The sequence below is a fragment of the Burkholderia sp. KBS0801 genome, from assembly GCF_005937855.2.
GTDB classification, from domain to species: domain Bacteria; phylum Pseudomonadota; class Gammaproteobacteria; order Burkholderiales; family Burkholderiaceae; genus Burkholderia; species Burkholderia ambifaria.
Map to the genome: position 1 here is coordinate 2,337,934 of NZ_CP042178.1, position 17,722 is coordinate 2,355,655.

Annotated in this window: 19 protein-coding genes; 12 read left to right on the forward strand and 7 right to left on the reverse strand. The window is 69.5% G+C overall.

What is annotated here, in order from left to right; translation table 11 throughout:
* Nucleotides 1–23 precede the first annotated feature (23 nt).
* On the forward strand, nt 24–1,148 hold the full coding sequence (locus tag FFI87_RS27365; protein WP_138850035.1) for an amidase: 1,125 nt from the start codon (nt 24–26) through the stop codon (nt 1,146–1,148).
* Between the two features lie 56 nt (nt 1,149–1,204).
* Nucleotides 1,205–1,948 carry an SDR family NAD(P)-dependent oxidoreductase gene (locus tag FFI87_RS27370; protein WP_138850034.1) on the forward strand — a complete coding sequence of 248 codons (744 nt, stop codon included), beginning with the start codon at nt 1,205–1,207 and terminating at the stop codon, nt 1,946–1,948.
* Nucleotides 1,949–1,993: 45 nt separating this feature from the next.
* Here FFI87_RS27370 and FFI87_RS27375 read toward each other — a convergent pair whose 3' ends face one another.
* Nucleotides 1,994–2,626, reverse strand: a complete 633-nt coding sequence (locus tag FFI87_RS27375; RefSeq protein ID WP_138850033.1) for a response regulator transcription factor — start codon at nt 2,624–2,626, stop codon at nt 1,994–1,996.
* 356 nt (nt 2,627–2,982) lie between these two features.
* Here FFI87_RS27375 and hpaC point away from each other — a divergent pair, with 356 nt between their 5' ends.
* A complete protein-coding gene (gene hpaC, locus FFI87_RS27380; RefSeq protein WP_012365398.1) occupies nt 2,983–3,528 on the forward strand; it encodes a 4-hydroxyphenylacetate 3-monooxygenase, reductase component in 546 nt (181 codons plus the stop codon).
* A gap of 58 nt (nt 3,529–3,586) precedes the next feature.
* Here hpaC and FFI87_RS27385 read toward each other — a convergent pair whose 3' ends face one another.
* Entirely contained in the window at nt 3,587–4,834 is a 1,248-nt protein-coding gene (locus tag FFI87_RS27385) for a YbfB/YjiJ family MFS transporter (RefSeq protein WP_138850032.1), read from the reverse strand.
* A gap of 271 nt (nt 4,835–5,105) precedes the next feature.
* A complete protein-coding gene (locus tag FFI87_RS27390) occupies nt 5,106–5,651 on the reverse strand; it encodes an RBBP9/YdeN family alpha/beta hydrolase (RefSeq protein WP_138850031.1) in 546 nt (181 codons plus the stop codon).
* Between the two features lie 116 nt (nt 5,652–5,767).
* Between FFI87_RS27390 and FFI87_RS27395 the strand changes: the two genes are divergently transcribed.
* The 3 genes from FFI87_RS27395 (at nt 5,768) to FFI87_RS27400 (ending at nt 7,718) form a co-directional block, all read left to right on the forward strand.
* Nucleotides 5,768–6,223 carry an Lrp/AsnC family transcriptional regulator gene (locus FFI87_RS27395; RefSeq protein WP_012365395.1) on the forward strand — a complete coding sequence of 152 codons (456 nt, stop codon included), beginning with the start codon at nt 5,768–5,770 and terminating at the stop codon, nt 6,221–6,223.
* A gap of 360 nt (nt 6,224–6,583) precedes the next feature.
* Nucleotides 6,584–6,706, forward strand: a complete 123-nt coding sequence (locus FFI87_RS35025) for a hypothetical protein (protein ID WP_006752127.1) — start codon at nt 6,584–6,586, stop codon at nt 6,704–6,706.
* Nucleotides 6,707–6,764: 58 nt separating this feature from the next.
* On the forward strand, nt 6,765–7,718 hold the full coding sequence (locus FFI87_RS27400; protein WP_138850030.1) for a leucyl aminopeptidase: 954 nt from the start codon (nt 6,765–6,767) through the stop codon (nt 7,716–7,718).
* 8 nt (nt 7,719–7,726) lie between these two features.
* On the opposite strand, the gene FFI87_RS27405 is transcribed toward FFI87_RS27400, so the two are convergent.
* Together FFI87_RS27405 and FFI87_RS27410 are read right to left on the reverse strand one after the other, a co-directional pair.
* The gene (locus FFI87_RS27405; protein WP_138850029.1) at nt 7,727–8,236 is read right to left on the reverse strand and encodes a GNAT family N-acetyltransferase; all 510 of its coding nucleotides are present in this window, start codon (nt 8,234–8,236) and stop codon (nt 7,727–7,729) included.
* A 40-nt stretch (nt 8,237–8,276) separates the two neighbouring features.
* Complete coding sequence (locus FFI87_RS27410; protein ID WP_138850028.1) at nt 8,277–9,335, reverse strand: AraC family transcriptional regulator; 1,059 nt, start codon at nt 9,333–9,335, stop codon at nt 8,277–8,279.
* A gap of 142 nt (nt 9,336–9,477) precedes the next feature.
* Here FFI87_RS27410 and FFI87_RS34605 point away from each other — a divergent pair, with 142 nt between their 5' ends.
* From FFI87_RS34605 to FFI87_RS27435, 6 genes are all read left to right on the forward strand, one after another.
* Entirely contained in the window at nt 9,478–9,615 is a 138-nt protein-coding gene (locus tag FFI87_RS34605; protein ID WP_186381736.1) for a hypothetical protein, read from the forward strand.
* Nucleotides 9,616–9,641: 26 nt separating this feature from the next.
* Nucleotides 9,642–11,369 (forward strand): GMC family oxidoreductase, encoded by a 1,728-nt coding sequence (locus FFI87_RS27415; protein ID WP_138850027.1) that lies wholly within the window; start codon nt 9,642–9,644, stop codon nt 11,367–11,369.
* Nucleotides 11,356–13,806: an alpha/beta hydrolase fold domain-containing protein gene (locus FFI87_RS27420; protein ID WP_138850026.1), complete on the forward strand. Its 2,451-nt coding sequence runs from the start codon at nt 11,356–11,358 to the stop codon at nt 13,804–13,806. The genes FFI87_RS27415 and FFI87_RS27420 overlap by 14 nt, the downstream gene beginning before the upstream one ends.
* 64 nt (nt 13,807–13,870) lie before the next feature.
* The gene (locus FFI87_RS27425; protein ID WP_138850025.1) at nt 13,871–14,131 is read left to right on the forward strand and encodes a hypothetical protein; all 261 of its coding nucleotides are present in this window, start codon (nt 13,871–13,873) and stop codon (nt 14,129–14,131) included.
* Nucleotides 14,132–14,358: 227 nt separating this feature from the next.
* Nucleotides 14,359–14,691 (forward strand): type II toxin-antitoxin system RelE/ParE family toxin, encoded by a 333-nt coding sequence (locus FFI87_RS27430; RefSeq protein ID WP_138850024.1) that lies wholly within the window; start codon nt 14,359–14,361, stop codon nt 14,689–14,691.
* Entirely contained in the window at nt 14,688–15,017 is a 330-nt protein-coding gene (locus FFI87_RS27435) for an addiction module antidote protein (protein ID WP_006752118.1), read from the forward strand. Before FFI87_RS27430 ends, FFI87_RS27435 begins: the two co-directional genes overlap by 4 nt.
* Nucleotides 15,018–15,032: 15 nt before the next feature.
* On the opposite strand, the gene FFI87_RS27440 is transcribed toward FFI87_RS27435, so the two are convergent.
* Nucleotides 15,033–17,051, reverse strand: coding sequence for an LssY C-terminal domain-containing protein (locus FFI87_RS27440; RefSeq protein ID WP_138850023.1), 2,019 nt, complete (start codon nt 17,049–17,051; stop codon nt 15,033–15,035).
* A gap of 102 nt (nt 17,052–17,153) precedes the next feature.
* Nucleotides 17,154–17,606: a hypothetical protein gene (locus tag FFI87_RS27445; RefSeq protein WP_012365386.1), complete on the reverse strand. Its 453-nt coding sequence runs from the start codon at nt 17,604–17,606 to the stop codon at nt 17,154–17,156.
* Nucleotides 17,607–17,722: the final 116 nt, after the last annotated feature.

The following is a 17,722-nucleotide window of genomic DNA, read 5'->3' on the forward strand; positions in this document are numbered from 1 at the left end:
CTCCGCTCGCACGCCATCGCACCATGACAGGCTTCATCGACACCTTCACGCTGGGCGGCCCGGGCCCGACGATCGCGATCAAGGACACGATCGACATCGCCGGCCATCCGACCCGCGCGGCCAGCCGCGCGCTCGCCGACGCGCCGCCCGCCGCGCGGCACGCGGACGTGGTCCGCCTGCTGCTCGACGCCGGCTGGCAGATCGCCGGCAAGGCGAACATGCACGAGCTCGCGTTCGGCATGACCGGCATCAACGACACCACCGGCACACCGGTCAATCCGCAGGACCCGCTGCGCATTCCGGGCGGCTCGTCGAGCGGCTCGGCGTCGCTCGTCGGGCTCGGCGTCGTCGACGCCGCGCTCGGCACCGACACCGGCGGCTCGATTCGCGGGCCGGCCGCCTGCTGCGGCGTGGCCGGGCTCAAGCCGACGTTCGGCCGCGTGTCGCGGCGCGGCGTCGCGCCCGCCGACACCACGCTCGATTGCGTCGGGCCGTTCGCGCGCGACGTCGATACGCTCGCGGCCGTGATGGCCGCCATCGCACCGGGCTTCGACCGCGCGCGCGCGGCAGCGCCCGTTGCCGGCTGCACGATCGCGCACGTGATCGTCGATGCCGACGCGGCCATCGCTGCCGCGCTCGACACGGCGCTGCGCGCGTCCGGCCTGCGCGTACGCGAAGCCGTGCTCGACGAGCTGCCTGCCGCGTTCGCGGCAGGGCTCGCCGTCATCAACGCGGAAACGTCGCGCGCATTCGGTCATCTCGTCGCGACCGGCAAGCTCGGCGCCGATCTCGATGCGCGGCTGCGCACGGCCGCGACGACGACACCGGCCGCGCTCGAGGAAGCCGAAGCCGTGCGCGCACGCTTCACCGCGCAGGTCGATGCCGCGCTCGAACATGCGGACGTGCTGGTGCTGCCGACGCTGCCCGCGTTGCCGATCACGCTTCAGCAGGCACGCGACGGCGTGTCGGTGATTGCGATGTCGTCGCTGATCCGGCCGTTCAACCTGAGCGGTCACCCGGCGCTCAGCCTGCCGCTGCCGCTCGCGGGAACGCGGCTGAAGGCCGGCTTGCAGATCGTCGGACGCAAGGGCGCGGACGAACACGTATGCGCCGTCGCCGCGCACTTCGACGCGGCGCTCGCCGCATGAACCACGATGCGGGCGCCGCTTCGGCCACGCGCCCGCGAACCAGGGAATCACGCACCATGTCAGATCGAGTCGTCCTCGTCACCGGCGCCGCGCGCGGGCTCGGCGCCGTCATCGCCGAACGCTTCCATGCGGCCGGCTATCGCGTCGCGCTGGCCGACATCGCCGCCGACGCCATTCAAGCGCACGCGCGCGCACTCGACCCGAGCGGCGAACGCGCGATCGCGCTGCCGCTCGACGTAACGTCGAAGCGCGACTTCGAAGCCGCGCGCGATGCGCTCGTCGCGCGCTGGGGCACGATCGACGTGCTCGTCAACAATGCCGGCGCGTCGAAGGTCGTGCCCGCGATGGAGATCACGGCCGAGCAGTTCGATCAGGTAATCGACGTGAACCTGCGCAGCGTGCTGTTCGGTTGCCAGGTGTTCGGCCAGTACTTCGCGACGCGCGGCGCGGGCCGCATCGTCAACATCGCGTCGCTCGCCGGGCAGAACGGCGGCTCTGCGACGGGCGCACACTACGCGGCCGCGAAGGGCGGCACGCTGACGCTGACCAAGGTATTCGCGCGCGATCTCGCCGCGCAGGGTGTGACCGTCAACGCGATCTCGCCGGGTCCGCTCGACTTGCCGATCGTCTACGAGAGCGTCGCGCCGGAAAAGCTGCGGCAGGTGCTCGCGAGCCTGCCGGGCGGCAAGCTCGGCTCGGCCGGTTTCGTCGCGGATGCGGCGGTGCTGCTCGCGTCGGGCGACGCGCATTTCGCGAACGGCGCATGCTGGGACATCAACGGCGGGTTGTACATGCGTTAAGCGCTGAGCGTGGCGCGCTTCGGCGCGCATTCGCGCAGCTAGCTGCTAGCGCGGCGTTTCGTTGTCGCCGCCCCACACGACCATCACGTCGCGCACGAGCGCGGCGATCGACGTCGCGCCGAGCTTCTCCTTGATGCTCGCCCGATGCACGTCGACGGTCTTCACGCTGATCGACAGGTCCGACGCGATCTGCTTGCTGCCCTTGCCGTCGATGACGCCGCGCAATACTTCCTTCTCCCGCGCGGTCAGCGCATCGAGCCGCTGGCGCAGCTCGCGATGATGCCGGTCGACCGCGTGCCGCTGCTGCGCGAGCCGCAGCGCGCGTTGCACGCGCTCGAGCATCTGCTGCGAGTTGTACGGCTTCTCGACGAAGTCGATCGCGCCGTTCTGCAGCGCGCGCACCGACATCGGAATGTCGCCGTGCCCGCTGACGAAGATCACCGGCAGCGTCGCGCCGCGCGCATTCAGCTCCGCCTGCACGTCGAAACCGCTTTTCTCCGGCATCCTCACGTCGAGCACCAGGCACGCGGGCAGGTTCACGTCGAAGCGCGCGAGAAAGTCGGCGGCATTCGCGAATCCTTCGGACGCGATGCCGACCGATTCGAGCAACCACGCGAGCGACGTCCGCATGCCGCTGTCGTCGTCGACGATGTATACGATCGGAGCGGGTGACGTCATCGGGGTGTCTCGCAAAATATCGGTATCGGTATCGCACGCGCCGCATATCACGCAAGCGTCGTTCGTCGGGGGTATGCGGCACATCATAACGAGCCGAAAATGCGCTGAATACCCCTTCACGTGCCGCGCGAACGCCCGATCGCAGTTTTTTTCGCGCGCCGCGCCGCGCCGCGCATCTAGGGCGTGTTCACGCCCTAGGTAGAACCTTTAGACGCGTTGGCGGGAACGCCAGCTTCAGCATCAATCGTGCGAATGTTCGCCGGCTTTTTCGTGACGTACGCTTGGATCATCGTCGACGATCCGATGCCGCATCGATACCATGCATGATCGCCGCACTCATTCAATCAGGAGCGCCCATGTCCGCCACGACCGACACCCCGCAACCGGCGCGCGCCGAACCGACCGACGCGCAAAAGGCCTTCCGGCAAGCGATGGCCCACCTCGGCGCGGCCGTCAACGTGATCACCACCGCAGGGCCGCACGGCCTTTGCGGAATCACAGCGAGCGCCGTCTGTTCCGTCACCGATGCGCCGCCGACGCTGCTCGTGTGCCTGAACCGGTCGAGCGCGATGCACGCGATCTTCGAGCGCAATCGGCACGTGTGCATCAACGTGCTGCCGGCCGAGCACGAACTGCTCGCGCGGCATTTCGCGGGGCTCACCGAGTTGCCGATGGAGCGCCGCTTCGAGCTGCCGGTGTGGGATCGCGGCGAGCGGGACGTGCCCGTGCTGCGCGACGCGCTCGCGAGCCTGCAGGGGACGATCGCCGAGATGAAGGAAGTCGGCTCGCATTCGGTGATGTTCATCGAGGCAACGTCGATCCGCGTGCGCCACGACGGCGACAGCCTCATCTACTTCAGCCGCGCGTTTCATCGCGTAGCGCGCACGGCCTGCGTGCGGTGATCGGCGCGTGACGACCGGCAATGCACATTCGCAAGCCCGTTATCAGCGTTAGCAGACCCTAGGAAGCCCGCAGCGCGCGCTGTCCGGCCGCGAGCGCCGCACCTGCGAACAGCGTCAGCGCCGAATACACGAGCCCGCGCGCGAGCCCCGCGCTGTCCGACACCCAGCCGATCGCGACGGGGCCGGCGATCTGCCCGAACGCGAAGACCGTCGTGAACGCGCTGATGCCTTTCGCCCAGCCTTCGGGCGGCAGGTTGTGACGCACGAACGCGGTGGTCGCCGCGACCGCCGACAGGAACGTCGCGCCGAACAGCACGCCCGACGCGAACGCGGCCGCCGGATGCACGAACAGCGCCGGCATCAGCGTCGCGACGCCGAGCAGCGCGTTGAGCACGGCCAGCGCCTGGCCGCCGCGCATCCGGTCGAGCAGCCCCGACCACAGCCGCGCCGACACGACGGTCGCGACGCCGAGCGTCACGTAGAACGCGGACACGACCGTCCCGCTCATCCCCGCGCCACGCAGCAGCGCGACGATGAACGTCATGTAGCCGATATAGCCGACGCCGAACAGTGCGTAGCCCGCGAGCGCGAGGGCGAAGCGCGCGGGATGCGCGGTGGCGGCCGGCGCGGTGCCGTCGCGCGGCACGGCCGGCGCCGCGTGCGCGCGCTCGATGCGGTGTGCCGCCGACACGGCTGCGGCGGAGAACAGCACGCACGCGAATGCGAGCGCGAACCATGCGGGTTGCCAGCCATGCGCGCGAGGCACGAGCGTCGCCGGCACGAGCAGCGACGACGCGACGATGCCCCACCCCGTGCCGCCGTAATAGAGCCCGAGCAGGAGCCCCGCATCGCGCGGCGCCGCGGACGCGAGCCGCGCGGCCAGCACGCCGCCGCTGATGAAGATCAGCGCGCTGCCGACGCCCGTCGCGAGCCGCTCGACGAGCAGCGCGTTCATGCCGGACGTGAGCCCGCATGCGGCCATCAGCAGCGCGGTCAGCGCGCAGCCGGCCGTGAGCAGCGTGCCCGTGCGCCAGCGCCGCGACAGGAACGGGAAAACGAGCGCGCCGATCAGGTAGCCGGCCGCATTCGCCGTGTTCAGCGCGCCGGCCTGCGCGAAGGTCCAGCCGAGATCGGCCTTCATCGGCGGCAACAGCAGTGCATACGAGAAGCGTGCGAGGCCGAGCGCGATCGCGCTGCCGAGCGACAGGCAGATCGCGAGCCGCCATGCGGCCATGCGGTCGGGCTCGGTGGCGCTCGCATCCGGCCGTGCTCGGCCGGCGTGCTCCGGTTGCGGTGCTGCGCGCATCGCGGTGTCTCCATCGTGATTTTTCGAGGCCGATCCGGGCCGATGCCCGGGGCCTGGGTTCCGCAACGCCGACGCGGCTTGACCGCCGTGGGCCGCCGGCCGTGATGTCGTCGCTGCGGATTCCGTGTTGTGGCGGGCGCCGGTCCCGACTGCCGGACCCGGTGCGCCGCCCGACCGATGATACTTGACCGGCCGATGAGCGCTGCCTGCGCCGTCAGCAGCGATGCCGTACGACGCCCGCGAACTGCGGTGCGCCGACACCGGGCGTGCGCTACGCACCCAATCCAGCGGTAAAAGCAGTGAAGAGCGCGCGCCCCTCGTCCCACTGCGCCAATCCGGAAGCCGCGTTCAAATGGCCGCGTGCGCCGACCACGAGCGATTTCGCACCGCGTGCCGCCGCCCATCCGATCGCTCGCCCATACGGATCGTACGGATCGTCCGAACTGGCGATCGCCACCACCGGCCGGTCGCCGAAATCCCCGTCCGGCACATGCGCGAACGCCTGCGCGGCGGGCGGAAAACGCGGGCCGTCCGCATCGGGTACCGCCACGAGAAAGGCCCCGTGCACCGGCCGCGCCGCGGCTGCACGCCAATGCGCGAACAACAGGCAGCCGAGCGAATGGCACACCACGATCGGCGGAGTCCGGGCAGCCGCGACGGCCGCATCGAGCACCGCGATCCAGTCGCTCAAGTCGGGCGTGTCCCACGACGCCGGCGCAATGCGCGTCGCGCCAGGAAGCGCCGTCTCCCAGTATGTCTGCCAGTGATCCGCGCCCGAGTTGCCGATTCCCGGCACGATGACGATGCTTCGATCCATTCCCGCCTCCATGAACATGAGGGGCCCAGTCTGGTCCGGACGACTTCCGCGTGGAATGGCAAGTCATCGGATATTGAGACAGAATCCCGATGAATTAACGGAACAGGAATGCCGACATGCCCGATGGAGAACTGGATCGCCTCGACATTTCGATCATCGAAGCGCTGCAGGAGAATGCGCGGATGCCATTGTCCGAAATCGGCCGGCGCATCGGCCTGTCGCAACCGGCGACATCGGAACGCGTCAAGCGCCTCGAGGAGCGCGGCATCATCGCCGGCTACGCCGCACGGATCGATCCGGCTGCGCTCGGGTTGGGAATGATGGCCATCATCCGGCTGAGAACGACGCACGAACACATCAAGCCCGCGTTGAGTGCGTTTGCCGAGATGCCGCACGTGATCGAGATTCACCGGATGACCGGCGAGGATTGCTTCCTGCTGAAAGTGCTCGTGCCGACGCCCGGCCAGCTCGAGACCATCGTCGACGCAATTGCCCGCTTCGGCGCGGTCACGACTTCTCTGGTGCTCCGGTCCGAGCCCGTCAAGCCGCTCGGCAAGGCTCTGCTGGGTTGAAACCGGTAACGGTCCGGCGAGGCACGCGTCGTTCGCGAATGATAAAAAACGAAACGATCTTCGCAATTAGACTCCAGATTTAAAAAATCACGCGAATCGATTTATCGATCATGCCCCGATATTCAATAAAAAATCGAGGCCTTCGAAATTCGATTCATGCGCGTCGATCGCAGGAGGTTCAGCGAACGCGCGTGTTTAGCACGCTTTGGCTAAAAACCTTGCAACGCATTGCATTCGGTAAATCGTCAGACTAATATCGACGCCACTCGCCCGGTATTCAAAAAATTCCGGATGAGGGCGGTAATCCCTTTTACCGCGCTTTCATGTTGAATCACTCATGTTCACCACAGGAGAATTGACATGCAGGAAACCCGGCAAATCGAATTGCTTGACTGGATGCAGGAAGACACGCACCCCGAAGCCGTCGACATGATGGTGGAGGATGCCGTGGTGCCGTTCGGCACCGCGCTCTGGCCGGTCTGAGCGGCCAGCCCGTTCTCGCGGAAGGGCTGCGGCCCTTCCGCCGCTTCCGGAGACACGCATGCTGAACCTGCATCGCGCGCTGGGTTTTCACCCCGCGCTGCGCGACAAACTCGCACGCGGCGAGACGGGACAACTGCTGGTCGGCTACGACACCCGCAACCGCGACACCGCATTGCGCGCGTTTTCCGCCCTGCCCGACTCGCTCGACGCGACCACCCTCTGCCTCGAAAGCACCCCGCCCACGGAAATCACCGCCGCACTCTCGCACGCCGACCTGTTCGTGCTGCTGTACGACTCGTCGTGCCTGCCAACGCCGTCGCCGAGCGGCCCGCCGTTCCTCGCCGCGATCCGTCCCGCGATCGTCGAGCACTGGAGCAAGTCGGTGCTGTTCAAGGATTACGGCCCGCATCTCGACGAGGCGTTCGCCGAATCGCTCGACGACATCGCCGCGCGCAACGGCCGGCTGATCGACGCGGCGTCGCACGCGTCGCAGATCCGCTTCATCGACGAAGCCGGCAACACGCTGACCGGCTCGCTCGCGCCGGACCAGAAATGGACGAGCGTGGACGGGATGGGCAATCTCGACGTCGTGCCCGGCGAAATCGCGACGCACGTCACCGACCTGCGCGGCTCGATCGTGTTCAGCGGCACGTTTCTCGGCACCGTGCCGTTCGCGATCAAGTACCGTGTGGCGGAGCGGCTCGCGACGCTGCATGTCGAAGACAGCCTGATCGTCGATTTCGACAGCGACGACGCAGGCTTCCGGCGCGACTTCGCGTCGTATCTCGACCGGCACGACAATCACCGGCGCATCGAGGAATTCGGCATCGGCACGAACCTGGGCATCCGCGGGCTGTACGGCCGCAACGCCGGGTTCGAGGAACGCCATCCGGGCCTGCATCTCGGCCTCGGCGGCGGCGCGAACGGCAGTCATCACCTCGACCTGATCTTCGCGCGGGGCACGCTCGCGTTCGACGGGCAGGTCGTGTTCGACGGCGCGTTCGCCGTCTGAGCGTGGAATCAGGCTTCGGCGGCCGCCGCGTCGCCGAGCCACTTGAACATCACGAGGCAATCGACGAAGCCGAGCCGCGCATGACGATACGCGCGCGGCAAGCGGCCGACGACCTCGAAGCCGAGCTTCTGCCACAACGCGACCGCCACTTCGTTCGTCGCGACCACCGAGTTGAACTGCATCGCAAGGAAGCCGCGTTCGCGCGCCACCTGCTGCGAGTGCTCGCACATCAGGCGCGCGACGCCCTTGCCGCGCGCTGCGTCGGCGACCATATAGCCGCAGTTGCACACGTGATTGCCGGGCCCGGCCGCATTCGCCTTCAGGTAGTACGAGCCGAGCAGCACGCCGTCCTCCTCGGCGACCCACGTGCACAGCGGCGCATCGAGCCACAGCGCGCGGGCGGCTTCGCGCGTCGGCGCCGGATCGAATGCGTAGGTTTCCTGCGCGGCGACGATCGCGTGGTAGGTGGGCCAGAAGCGGGGAAAGTCGTCTTCGGTCATCGGGCGAAGCGTGATCATGCGGGTTCTCTCGCGAAAGGGTTGGGGGATGCGCGTGGCGTTACGCGGCGCCGTTGCAGGCGCCGTCGCGCAGCAGGCCGCTGCGGTAGGTGCCCGGCGGCACACCATACCAGCGCTTGAACGCCTGCGAGAAACTCGACAGGTCGCTGAAGCCGAGCCGCTCGGCGACTTCCGTCAGCGACAGGTGCGCATCGCCGAGCAGCGTCTCGGCCATCGCGCCGCGCGCCTGCGCGAGCAGCGTGCGAAACGTCGTGCCTTCCTCCTGCAGCCGGCGCTTCAGCGTGCGCGGGCTCGTGTTCATCAGCCGCGCGATGTCGTCGAGCAAGAACGGCACGTTGCCGGGCGTCGCCGTCAGGTATTGCCGCACCATCTCCGACGTGCCGACCCGCGCGCGCCGCGCCTCGACCAGCTGGACGCACATCTGCTCGCACATCGAAACCGTCAGCGGGTTCGCATGCGGCAGCGGCCGGTCGAGAAAGCCTCGGTCGAACGCGAGACTGTTCGCACGCGCGCCGAACACGGGTTCGACACCGGCAATGCGCGGTGCGGGTGCGCGTGTGGACGTGGCTACGCTCCCCGCGCTCTCGGCCTGCATCGTGAAGCGCGACAACGCGAAATCGTCGCCGCCGATTTCCTGCAGCAGCACGACGGCGGCCGTCATGTCGCGTTCGACGAGGAACCTGCTCAGGTCGGCATCGAGCTCCGGCGCGCCGAAATTGAGCACGCATGCGTGCGATTCCTCGCGGTACGTGATCACCGTGAACGCATACGTGAGCGGCAGGAAGCGCATCGCGAGCGCCAGCGCGTCGCGCGCGGTCGCGCTCGCGATCAGCCCGTAGCCCCACACGCCGTAGGCGGAGAAGTGATAGCGCTGCCCGACCTCGAACCCGAGGCCCGGAGCACGCCCGAGCGCGCGCAGCAGATTGCCGGTCAGCCGCAGTTCCTGCGCGGCCGTCACCTCGACGTTCGGATCGTCGAGCTGCGCGTCCGCGAGGCCCGTGCCGGCCAGCAGCTTCGTGCGCGACACGCCGCGCTCGTCGCCGAAATCGACCAGCAGACGGGCACTGGCCGGACTCCGGGTGAAGTCCCAGAAGCTCATGCGGAGAAACCCTCGAAGCGCCGATTTGGCCCAAATACTAAAACAATTGTCCCGAAGCAGCATTGGTGTTTTCCCATGCGGCCCGCAGCATCGGTGTCATCAGTCGTCGCCTGAACGACACTCACGCCCCGGAGGAGACACCATGCGACCGAGTCGCCCGCCCGATCTCGCGACCCGCTTCGAACGCCAGCGCGAAGCATTCGCCCGCGACCCCGCCCCGCCGCTCGCGATCCGCCTGTCGCGGTTCGATCGCCTGCGCGTGCTGACGCGCATCGCATGATCCATCGACCATCGGGAGACGATTCCATGAGCAAGACTTTCGACTACATCGTCGTCGGCGGCGGTTCGGGCGGATGCGTCGTCGCAGGGCGACTGACCGAGGACCCGGCCGTGACCGTCTGCGTGCTCGAGGCCGGCGGCCGCGGCGACAACGCGGTCGTCAACGTGCCGACCGGCTCGGTCGCGATGCTGCCGACCCGCGTGAACAACTGGGCGTTCGACACGGTGCCGCAGCCCGGACTCGGCGGGCGCATCGGCTATCAGCCGCGCGGCAAGGCGCTCGGCGGTTCGTCCGCGATCAACGCGATGGTCTACATTCGCGGCCATCGCGTCGATTACGACGGCTGGGCCGCGCTCGGCAACGAAGGCTGGTCCTACGACGACGTGCTGCCGTACTTCTGCTTGAGCGAGCACAACGAGCGCTTCGACGACGCCTTTCACGGCCGCGACGGCCCGCTGTGGGTCAGCGACCTGCGCACAGGCAACCCGTTTCATGCGCGCTATCTGGAAGCCGCGCGGCAGGCCGGCCTGCCGCTCACCGACGACTTCAACGGTGCGCAGCAGGAAGGGGTCGGCATCTATCAGGTCACGCAGAAGCACGGCGAGCGGTGGAGCGCGGCGCGCGCGTATTTGCTGCCGCACGTCGGCCGGCGCGACAACCTGACGGTCGAAACGCACGCGCAGGTGTTGCGCATCCTGTTCGACGGCACGCGGGCGACGGGTGTCGAGGTGCGGCAACACGGCGAAGTGCGCACGCTGCGCGCGCGGCGCGAAGTCGTGCTCGCGGCCGGCGCGCTGCAGACGCCCCAGCTGCTGATGCTGTCGGGTGTCGGTCCGGCCGTCGAACTGCAGCGACTCGGCATTCCGGTGCGCGCCGACCTGCCCGGCGTCGGCCGCAACCTGCAGGATCATCCTGACTTCATCCTCGGCTACCGCACCCGCAGCGTCGACACGATGGGCGTGTCCGTGCGCGGCGGCCTGCGCATGCTGCGCGAGTTCGCGCGCTTTCGCCGCGAACGGCGCGGGATGCTGACGTCGAATTTCGCGGAAGGCGGCGGCTTCCTGAAAACGCGGGCCGGCCTCGATGCGCCCGACATCCAGCTGCACTTCGTCGTCGCGCTCGTCGACGATCACGCACGCCGGCTGCACGTCGGCCACGGGCTGTCGTGCCACGTGTGCCTGCTGCGACCGCGCAGCCGCGGCTCAGTCACGCTGCATGGCACCGATCCGCTCGCCGCGCCGCGCATCGACCCCGCGTTCTTCGACGACCCGCGCGACCTCGACGACATGGTCGCCGGCTTCCGGCTCACGCGCCGGCTGATGGCGGCACCGGCGCTTGCCGAATGGATCACGCACGACCTGTTCACCGCGAACGTCGCGACCGACGACGAGATCCGCGACGTGCTGCGCCGGCGCACCGACACCGTGTATCACCCGGTCGGCACCTGCCGCATGGGGCGCGACGCGCTCGCGGTCGTCGATCCGCAATTGCGTGTGCACGGCCTGCAGGGGCTGCGCATCGTCGATGCGTCGATCATGCCGACGCTGATCGGCGGCAACACCAACGCGCCGACGATCATGATCGCCGAGAAGGCCGTCGACCTGATCCGCGGCGTGCGGCGCGTGCCGGCATGCTCGTCGGCCGACATGGAGCGCGAACCGGCCGCCGCGCCGGCGCACCGCGACCCCGTTTATGCAGCGTGCGCGTCGCACGATGCGATCCAGCCCGAGGAGATTCGCCATGTCGTCGCCTGAAACGTCACGTCCCGCCGAGCCGGCCGCGCCGCTGTCGGCGATCATCATCGGCGCCGGCTTCGCCGGCATCGGTATGGCCATCGCGCTGCAACGCGCCGGCATTCACGACTTCGTGATCGTCGAACGCTCGCACGACGTCGGCGGCGTGTGGCGCGACAACCGCTACCCGGGCGCCGCGTGCGACGTGCCCTCGCATCTGTACTCGTTCTCGTTCGACCCCAATCCGAACTGGTCGCGCGTATTCGCGCCGCAACCGGAAATCCATGCGTACCTGCAGCATTGCGCGCGCAAGTACGGTCTCGCACGCCATCTGCGTTTCGGCGCCGACGTCGAGCGCGCGCAGTATGACGAGGCCCGTGCGCTGTGGCACGTCACGCTCGCCGACGGCACGACGCTCAGCGCCGCCGTGCTCGTCAGCGGCACCGGCCAGTTGAGCCGCCCCGCGATGCCCGACCTGCCCGGCATCGACACGTTCCGCGGTCGCGCGTTCCACTCCGCGCACTGGGATCGCGACTATCCGCTCGCCGGCAAGCGCGTGGCGGTGGTCGGCACCGGCGCATCGGCGATCCAGTTCGTGCCCGCGATCGCCGCCGACGTCGAGCGCCTCGTCGTGTTCCAGCGCTCGCCGGCCTACGTGATGCCGCGTCCGGATCGCGCGTATCGCCCGTGGGAGCAGGCGCTGTTTCGCCGGCTGCCGTGGGCGATGAAGCTGCATCGCGCGTCGATCTACGTGCGCTACGAGTCGCGTGCGATCGCCTTCACGCGGCTGCACGGGCTGATGAATGTCGCGGTCGGCCGGCCGTTCCGCAAGCTGCTCGCGCGCGACGTGCGCGACCCGGCGCTGCGCGCGCGGCTCACGCCCGACTATCCGATCGGCTGCAAGCGGATCCTGCTGTCGAGCGACTACCTCGCCGCGCTCGACCGCGACAACGTCGAGCTCGTCACGCAGCGCATCCGGCGCGTGACCGAGACCGGCATCGAAACCGACGACGGCGTGCTCCATCAGGTCGACGCGATCGTCTACGGCACCGGTTTCGCGGCGACCGCGTTCCTGTCGCCGATGCGCATCACCGGCCGCGACGGGCTCGACCTGAACGATGCATGGCGGCACGGCGCGCAGGCGTATCTCGGGCTCACCGTGCCGGGCTTCCCGAACTTCTTCATGCTGTACGGCCCGAACACCAACCTCGGCCACAACTCGATCGTCTACATGCTCGAGAGCCAGATCGCGCACGTGATGCGCTGCGTGCGCGCGATGCGGCGCAACGGCGCGACGGCGATCGACGTCGACTCGCGCCGCTACCGGCGCTTCAACGTGCACGTGCAGCAGCGGCTCGAGGGTTCGGTGTGGAGCGGCTGCAAGAGCTGGTACGTCGATGCATCGGGCCACAACAGCACGAACTGGCCCGGCTTCACGCTGACCTATCGATGGCTCACGCGCTTCACGGGGCTGTCCGCGTATCGCTTCACGCAGCCGCTGCCCGGAACGGCCACGCCGACGCACGGCGCCGTCGTCGCGCCGCCCGCCGGTCGCGTGGAAGCGCTCGCCGCCGCCTCGCTGCGCGGCTTTCTGCGCGTCGCGTTCCGGCCGCTGATCGGGCCGCCGTTCGGCGCGCGCATGCAGCGCCGTGTCGTCGCGTGGCTGGCGCCGCTTATGCCGGGCGCGGGCGGCACGCTGCGTTACCGGACGTCGGCCGCCGGCGTGCCGGTCGAAGTGATCGCGCCGAAGCGCGGCGACGCGGGCGGCGCGATCCTCTACCTGCACGGCGGCGCGTTCTGTCTCGGCGGCCCGCACACGCATCGCGGCGTGACGACGCGGCTCGCGACCGAAGCCGGGCTGCCGGTGTGGGTGCCCGACTACCGGCTCGCGCCCGAGCATCCGAGCCCGGCGGCACTCGACGACGCGCTGGCCGCATACGATGCGTTGCGCGCGCTGGGCCACGCGCCGCACCGGATCGCGATTGCCGGCGATTCGGCCGGCGGCGCGCTCGCGCTGGCGCTCGCCATCGCGCTGCGCGAGCGTGGCGAACCCGCTGCCGCCGCGCTGCTGCTGATCTCGCCCGTGACCGACCCGGCGCTGGGCGGCGACACGCTCGCGTCGCGCCGCCACGACGATCCGATGATTCGGCGCGGCTGGCTCGAACAGGGGTTGCGCTGGTATCACGATAGCGGCTCGGTGGCGCCGCGCGGCCCGCTCGACACCGACTTGCGCGGCCTGCCGCCGATCCTGGTGCAGGCCGGCGACCAGGAAGTGCTGCTGTCGGATGCGCAGCGGCTGGCGGCGCATGCGCTCGCGTGCGGCGTGCCGTGCCGGCTGGAGATTCACGCCGCGCGCTGGCATGTGTTTCATCTGCAGGCGTTCTATCTGCGCTCGGCGCGGGACGCGTTGCGGACGCTGGCGGGGTTTGCCGCGCAGCGGGTGACGGCGACGGCGTAGTGATGCCGGCGCTCGAGGCAGCGGGGCGCGGGTTCGGCGCAATGCCGCGTCCGCGCGTCGTTCGATGCAACGGAACGCGAACGATATCAAGCACGCCGATGTGATCGTGACGATGAGCGAAGCACACGGACAAGGTGCTCGCGCTCTGGTCGCGCGCTACCCGTCGGCCGTCGGCCGCGTGTTCACGTTCGCCGGATACGCGACCGGCGAACACAAGGACGTGCACGACGCGCGGAGCAAGCCGACCTCCTTCCACGAATCGGTGACCGCGCAGCTCGACGAGCTGTCCCTCCTCCGCACGGTGCGTGTCCTCACGCGCCGATGAGATCGGCCGTTCGGCCGAATCGTCATCGCATGCCCCGAATGAAAGAATGACCCTCGTTCGGGAAGCCAGCCTCATCGCCCGAAACCCCACGTCGCGAAGGCTCTGCGGGCACTCCTGCGCAGCGCCCTTGCATCGTGCTTCGTCTCGATTCGGCAGTCGGCCCGCGTATGCGTCGCTTCACGCCATCCCGTCGATACCCCTATCCATCATGTAGCTTATAAGTTACAATGCTCTCCAAGTTCGAACTGCTTCGCTATCAGCGCGACGACGGTCGCGAGCCTTTCACCGAATGGCTGAACACCGTCCGCGACAAGGTCATCCAGGCACGGATTCGCGAACGCCTGCGCCGCGTTGAGACCGGCAATTTCGGCGATTGCGAGCCTGTCGGCGAAGGCGTGATCGAACTGCGCATCGACGTCGGTGCCGGCTATCGCGTGTACTTCGGCCGGTACGGCAGCGCGCTGATCCTGCTGTTGTCCGGCGGCGACAAGCGCAGCCAGTCCGACGACATCAGGCGTGCGCACGAACACTGGTTGAACTGGAAACGGAGGCAAATGTGAACAAGCTCAAAGGCGCGGTCTCGCACCACGACGCGGAAGTCGCCGAACTCGGCGCCGACCGCGAGCTGGCGGTGGCCTATCTGCGCGTCGCGATGGAATCGCTCGACGATCCCGACAACCGCGCGGCCGCGCTGCTCGCGCTGCGCACGGTCGCGGAAGCGTACGGCGGGCTCGGCGCGGTCGCGGCCGAAGCCGGGATCAGCCGCGAATCGCTGTATCGCACGCTGTCGCCCAACGGCAACCCGACGCTGAAAACCCTGCTCGCGGTGCTCAAGACGGTCGGCTTGCGCCTGTCCGTCGTCCCCGCGCAACCGGCGCACGCCTGACGCATTGCGCGCGCGTCACGGCTGCACCATCCACACGAGCGTCATCGCGGGCGGCGCCGCGCTCGTCCCCGCCGGCGGCCGCTCGATCGTCGGCTCGACCTTCAGCGCCTGCGCGATCGTCGCCGCATCGTCGAGCGGCGTCGTGCGCACGACCGCCATCACCCGCGCGGGCCGATGCAGCGTCTCGCGATACAGCGCGCCGTACCACAGCGGCCGCATGCCGAGCGCATCCTGCAGCACGTACGGATAACGCCATAGCCGCAGCACGAGGCGGCTGTCCGGATGGGCCGCGTCGACACGCACGAACACCCGGCGCGTGCTCTCGCCGTGCGTGTAGCGCGGCAGCACGGGCAGCGTATCGGCCGGCGCCTGCGGCGACAGCCAGCGCAGCGCGGTCGCGGGCGACCACGGCGTCGCGCGCTGCCAGCCGGCCAGCGAAAGATGGCGGTCGAGCGTGTCCGACGTCGCGCACCATTGCAGCGGCAGATATTCCTCGCGATCGCCGCCGATCTCGGTGCGCCGCGTCGGCACGCGCTGCCAGCCGCCGCGCATCCACTGGTCGACGGTCATCGCGACGACGTCGCCGACATGCGGACGCGCCGCGCGATCGAGCTGCCACTGCGCGGGCACGGTCCACACGCCGGCGGTGGCGAGCACGACGAGCACCGCGACGAGCGCGCCGCGCGGCTGCACGTGCTCGTGCACGCGCCAGTACGCATGGGCGCCCGCCAGCACCGCGAACCATGCGAGCCCGAGGCACCAGCCGCCGAGCAGGCCCGACAGCCACGTATCGCCGACATAGAGCCGCGCGAAGCCGCCGAGCACGATCCACAGCACGACCGCCGTCACGACCGGGATCCGCCACGACGCGGGCCGCTCGCGCGTCAGCACCCAGCCGATGCCGCTGCTCGCGAGCATCGCGAACGCCGCGTCGGCGTCGGGCAGCGCCACGTGCAGCGCGCCGGGCGGCAGGCTCGCGGGCGACATGCCGGGCACGCCGGCGCCGAACGCCGGCACGAGCACGACCGCGATGCCGAGCGTCGCGAGCCACCAGGCGGACGTCACCCAGCAGCGATGGATCATCAGCCAGACGAGAAACGCGGCCGCGACGATCAGCCCCGTATCGTGTCCGTGCAGCACCGCGAGCGCGCGCATCGTGGCGTCCACGGGCGGCGTGCGCAGGTTCTGCAGGAACGCATACAGCGCGATGTCCGCGTGCGTCAGCGGATCGTTCGCGACGACGTCCTGCACGATGCCGGCGAACAGCCACACGCAGCCGAGGAACAGCAGCGCGAACACGGGCACCGCACCCGGCAGGCGGCGCACCTTGCCGATCGCGTCGTGCAGCCACGCGCCGAAGCGCGGCCAGCGGCGCGCGGATGCATGCACGGCCGCGCCGGTCGCCTGGCACAGCAACGGCCAGCCGCGCCGCAGCGCGACGCGCACGCCGACCCACACGACCGCGACCAGCCCGGCGACCACCAGCAGGATCGCGGCGACCCGCACGCTGATCGCCGCGGCCAGCGCCGCCGACGCGCCGAACACGATGCCCGGCGCGACGTGCACGGGTGCCCAGATCAGCGCCGACACGACGTTGACCGGATAGAACGACCGGCGCGGCAGCGTCGCGCAGCCGACCACGACCGGCACGACCGCGCGCACCGGTGCCAGGAAGCGCGCGAGCACGATGCTCTTCATCCCGTGGCGCAGCACGAACTGCTCGCCGCGCGCATAGGCGTCCGCGTAGCCCAGCCGCACCCAGCCGTTGCGAATCGCGCCGCCATAGCGGCGGCCGATCTCATAGCTGATGCCGTCGCCGACGATCGCGCCGGCGGCCGCGACGCCGATCGTCGTCACGCCGTCGAGCGCGCCCGCGCCGATCAGCGTGCCGGCCGCGAACATCACCGCGCCGGCCGGCACGACCGTACCGATGAGCGCGATCGCCTCGGCGCAGGCGGTCGCGAACACGATCGCCAGCACGAGTAGCGGATGCGCGCCGATCGCGCCCAGCCATGCGTGGATCGTGTCGTTCATCGCGGGTCGCGCGGCGTGGCGGCGCGGCGTGTCCGCACCGGGCCGGCCATGGCGTGGGGAAGGTTCATCGGAGGGTGTGTGGGTTCGTGCGGGCCGGTGGCATCAGTCGAACTCGTGCTGCCGCGCATCGGCCTCGAGCGGCGCATCGTGGTAGCCGACGGTCGCGATCTCGTGCAGATAGCGCGCAAGAAACGCGCCGATCGACCCGGCTTCCTCGTACTGATGCACATGGCGGAACTCATGCGTGAGCAGGCGCCGCGTATCGTGGCCGCGCAGTACGAACACCGCATGGCCGAGCGTGAGGCCGATCGTCCCCGGCCGCAGCAGCCCGGTGTCGCGCGCGATCGCGGCGAGCGCTGGCGTATCGGGAAACGGCAGCCGGTCGCCGACCACGATGCGGATCCGCTCAGGTTGCGCGACGCCCACGATACGCGCGTCGTCGGCCTGCGCGGGCGTGAGCGGCACGCCCTGCGCGAGCCCGTGGGCCGCCTGCGCGTCGGCCCACGCGACGGCGTCGGGCAGCGCGGACGGCAGGATGTCGGCGAGATCGATCATCGTGGAGGCTCCTCGGGTCGCGACAGTGCAATCGGGCACCAGTTTATCTCTGAATCAGGGCCGTCCGCGACCCACACTGACCGCCGGACGGCAACGACGCCTCGGGAATACCCGCC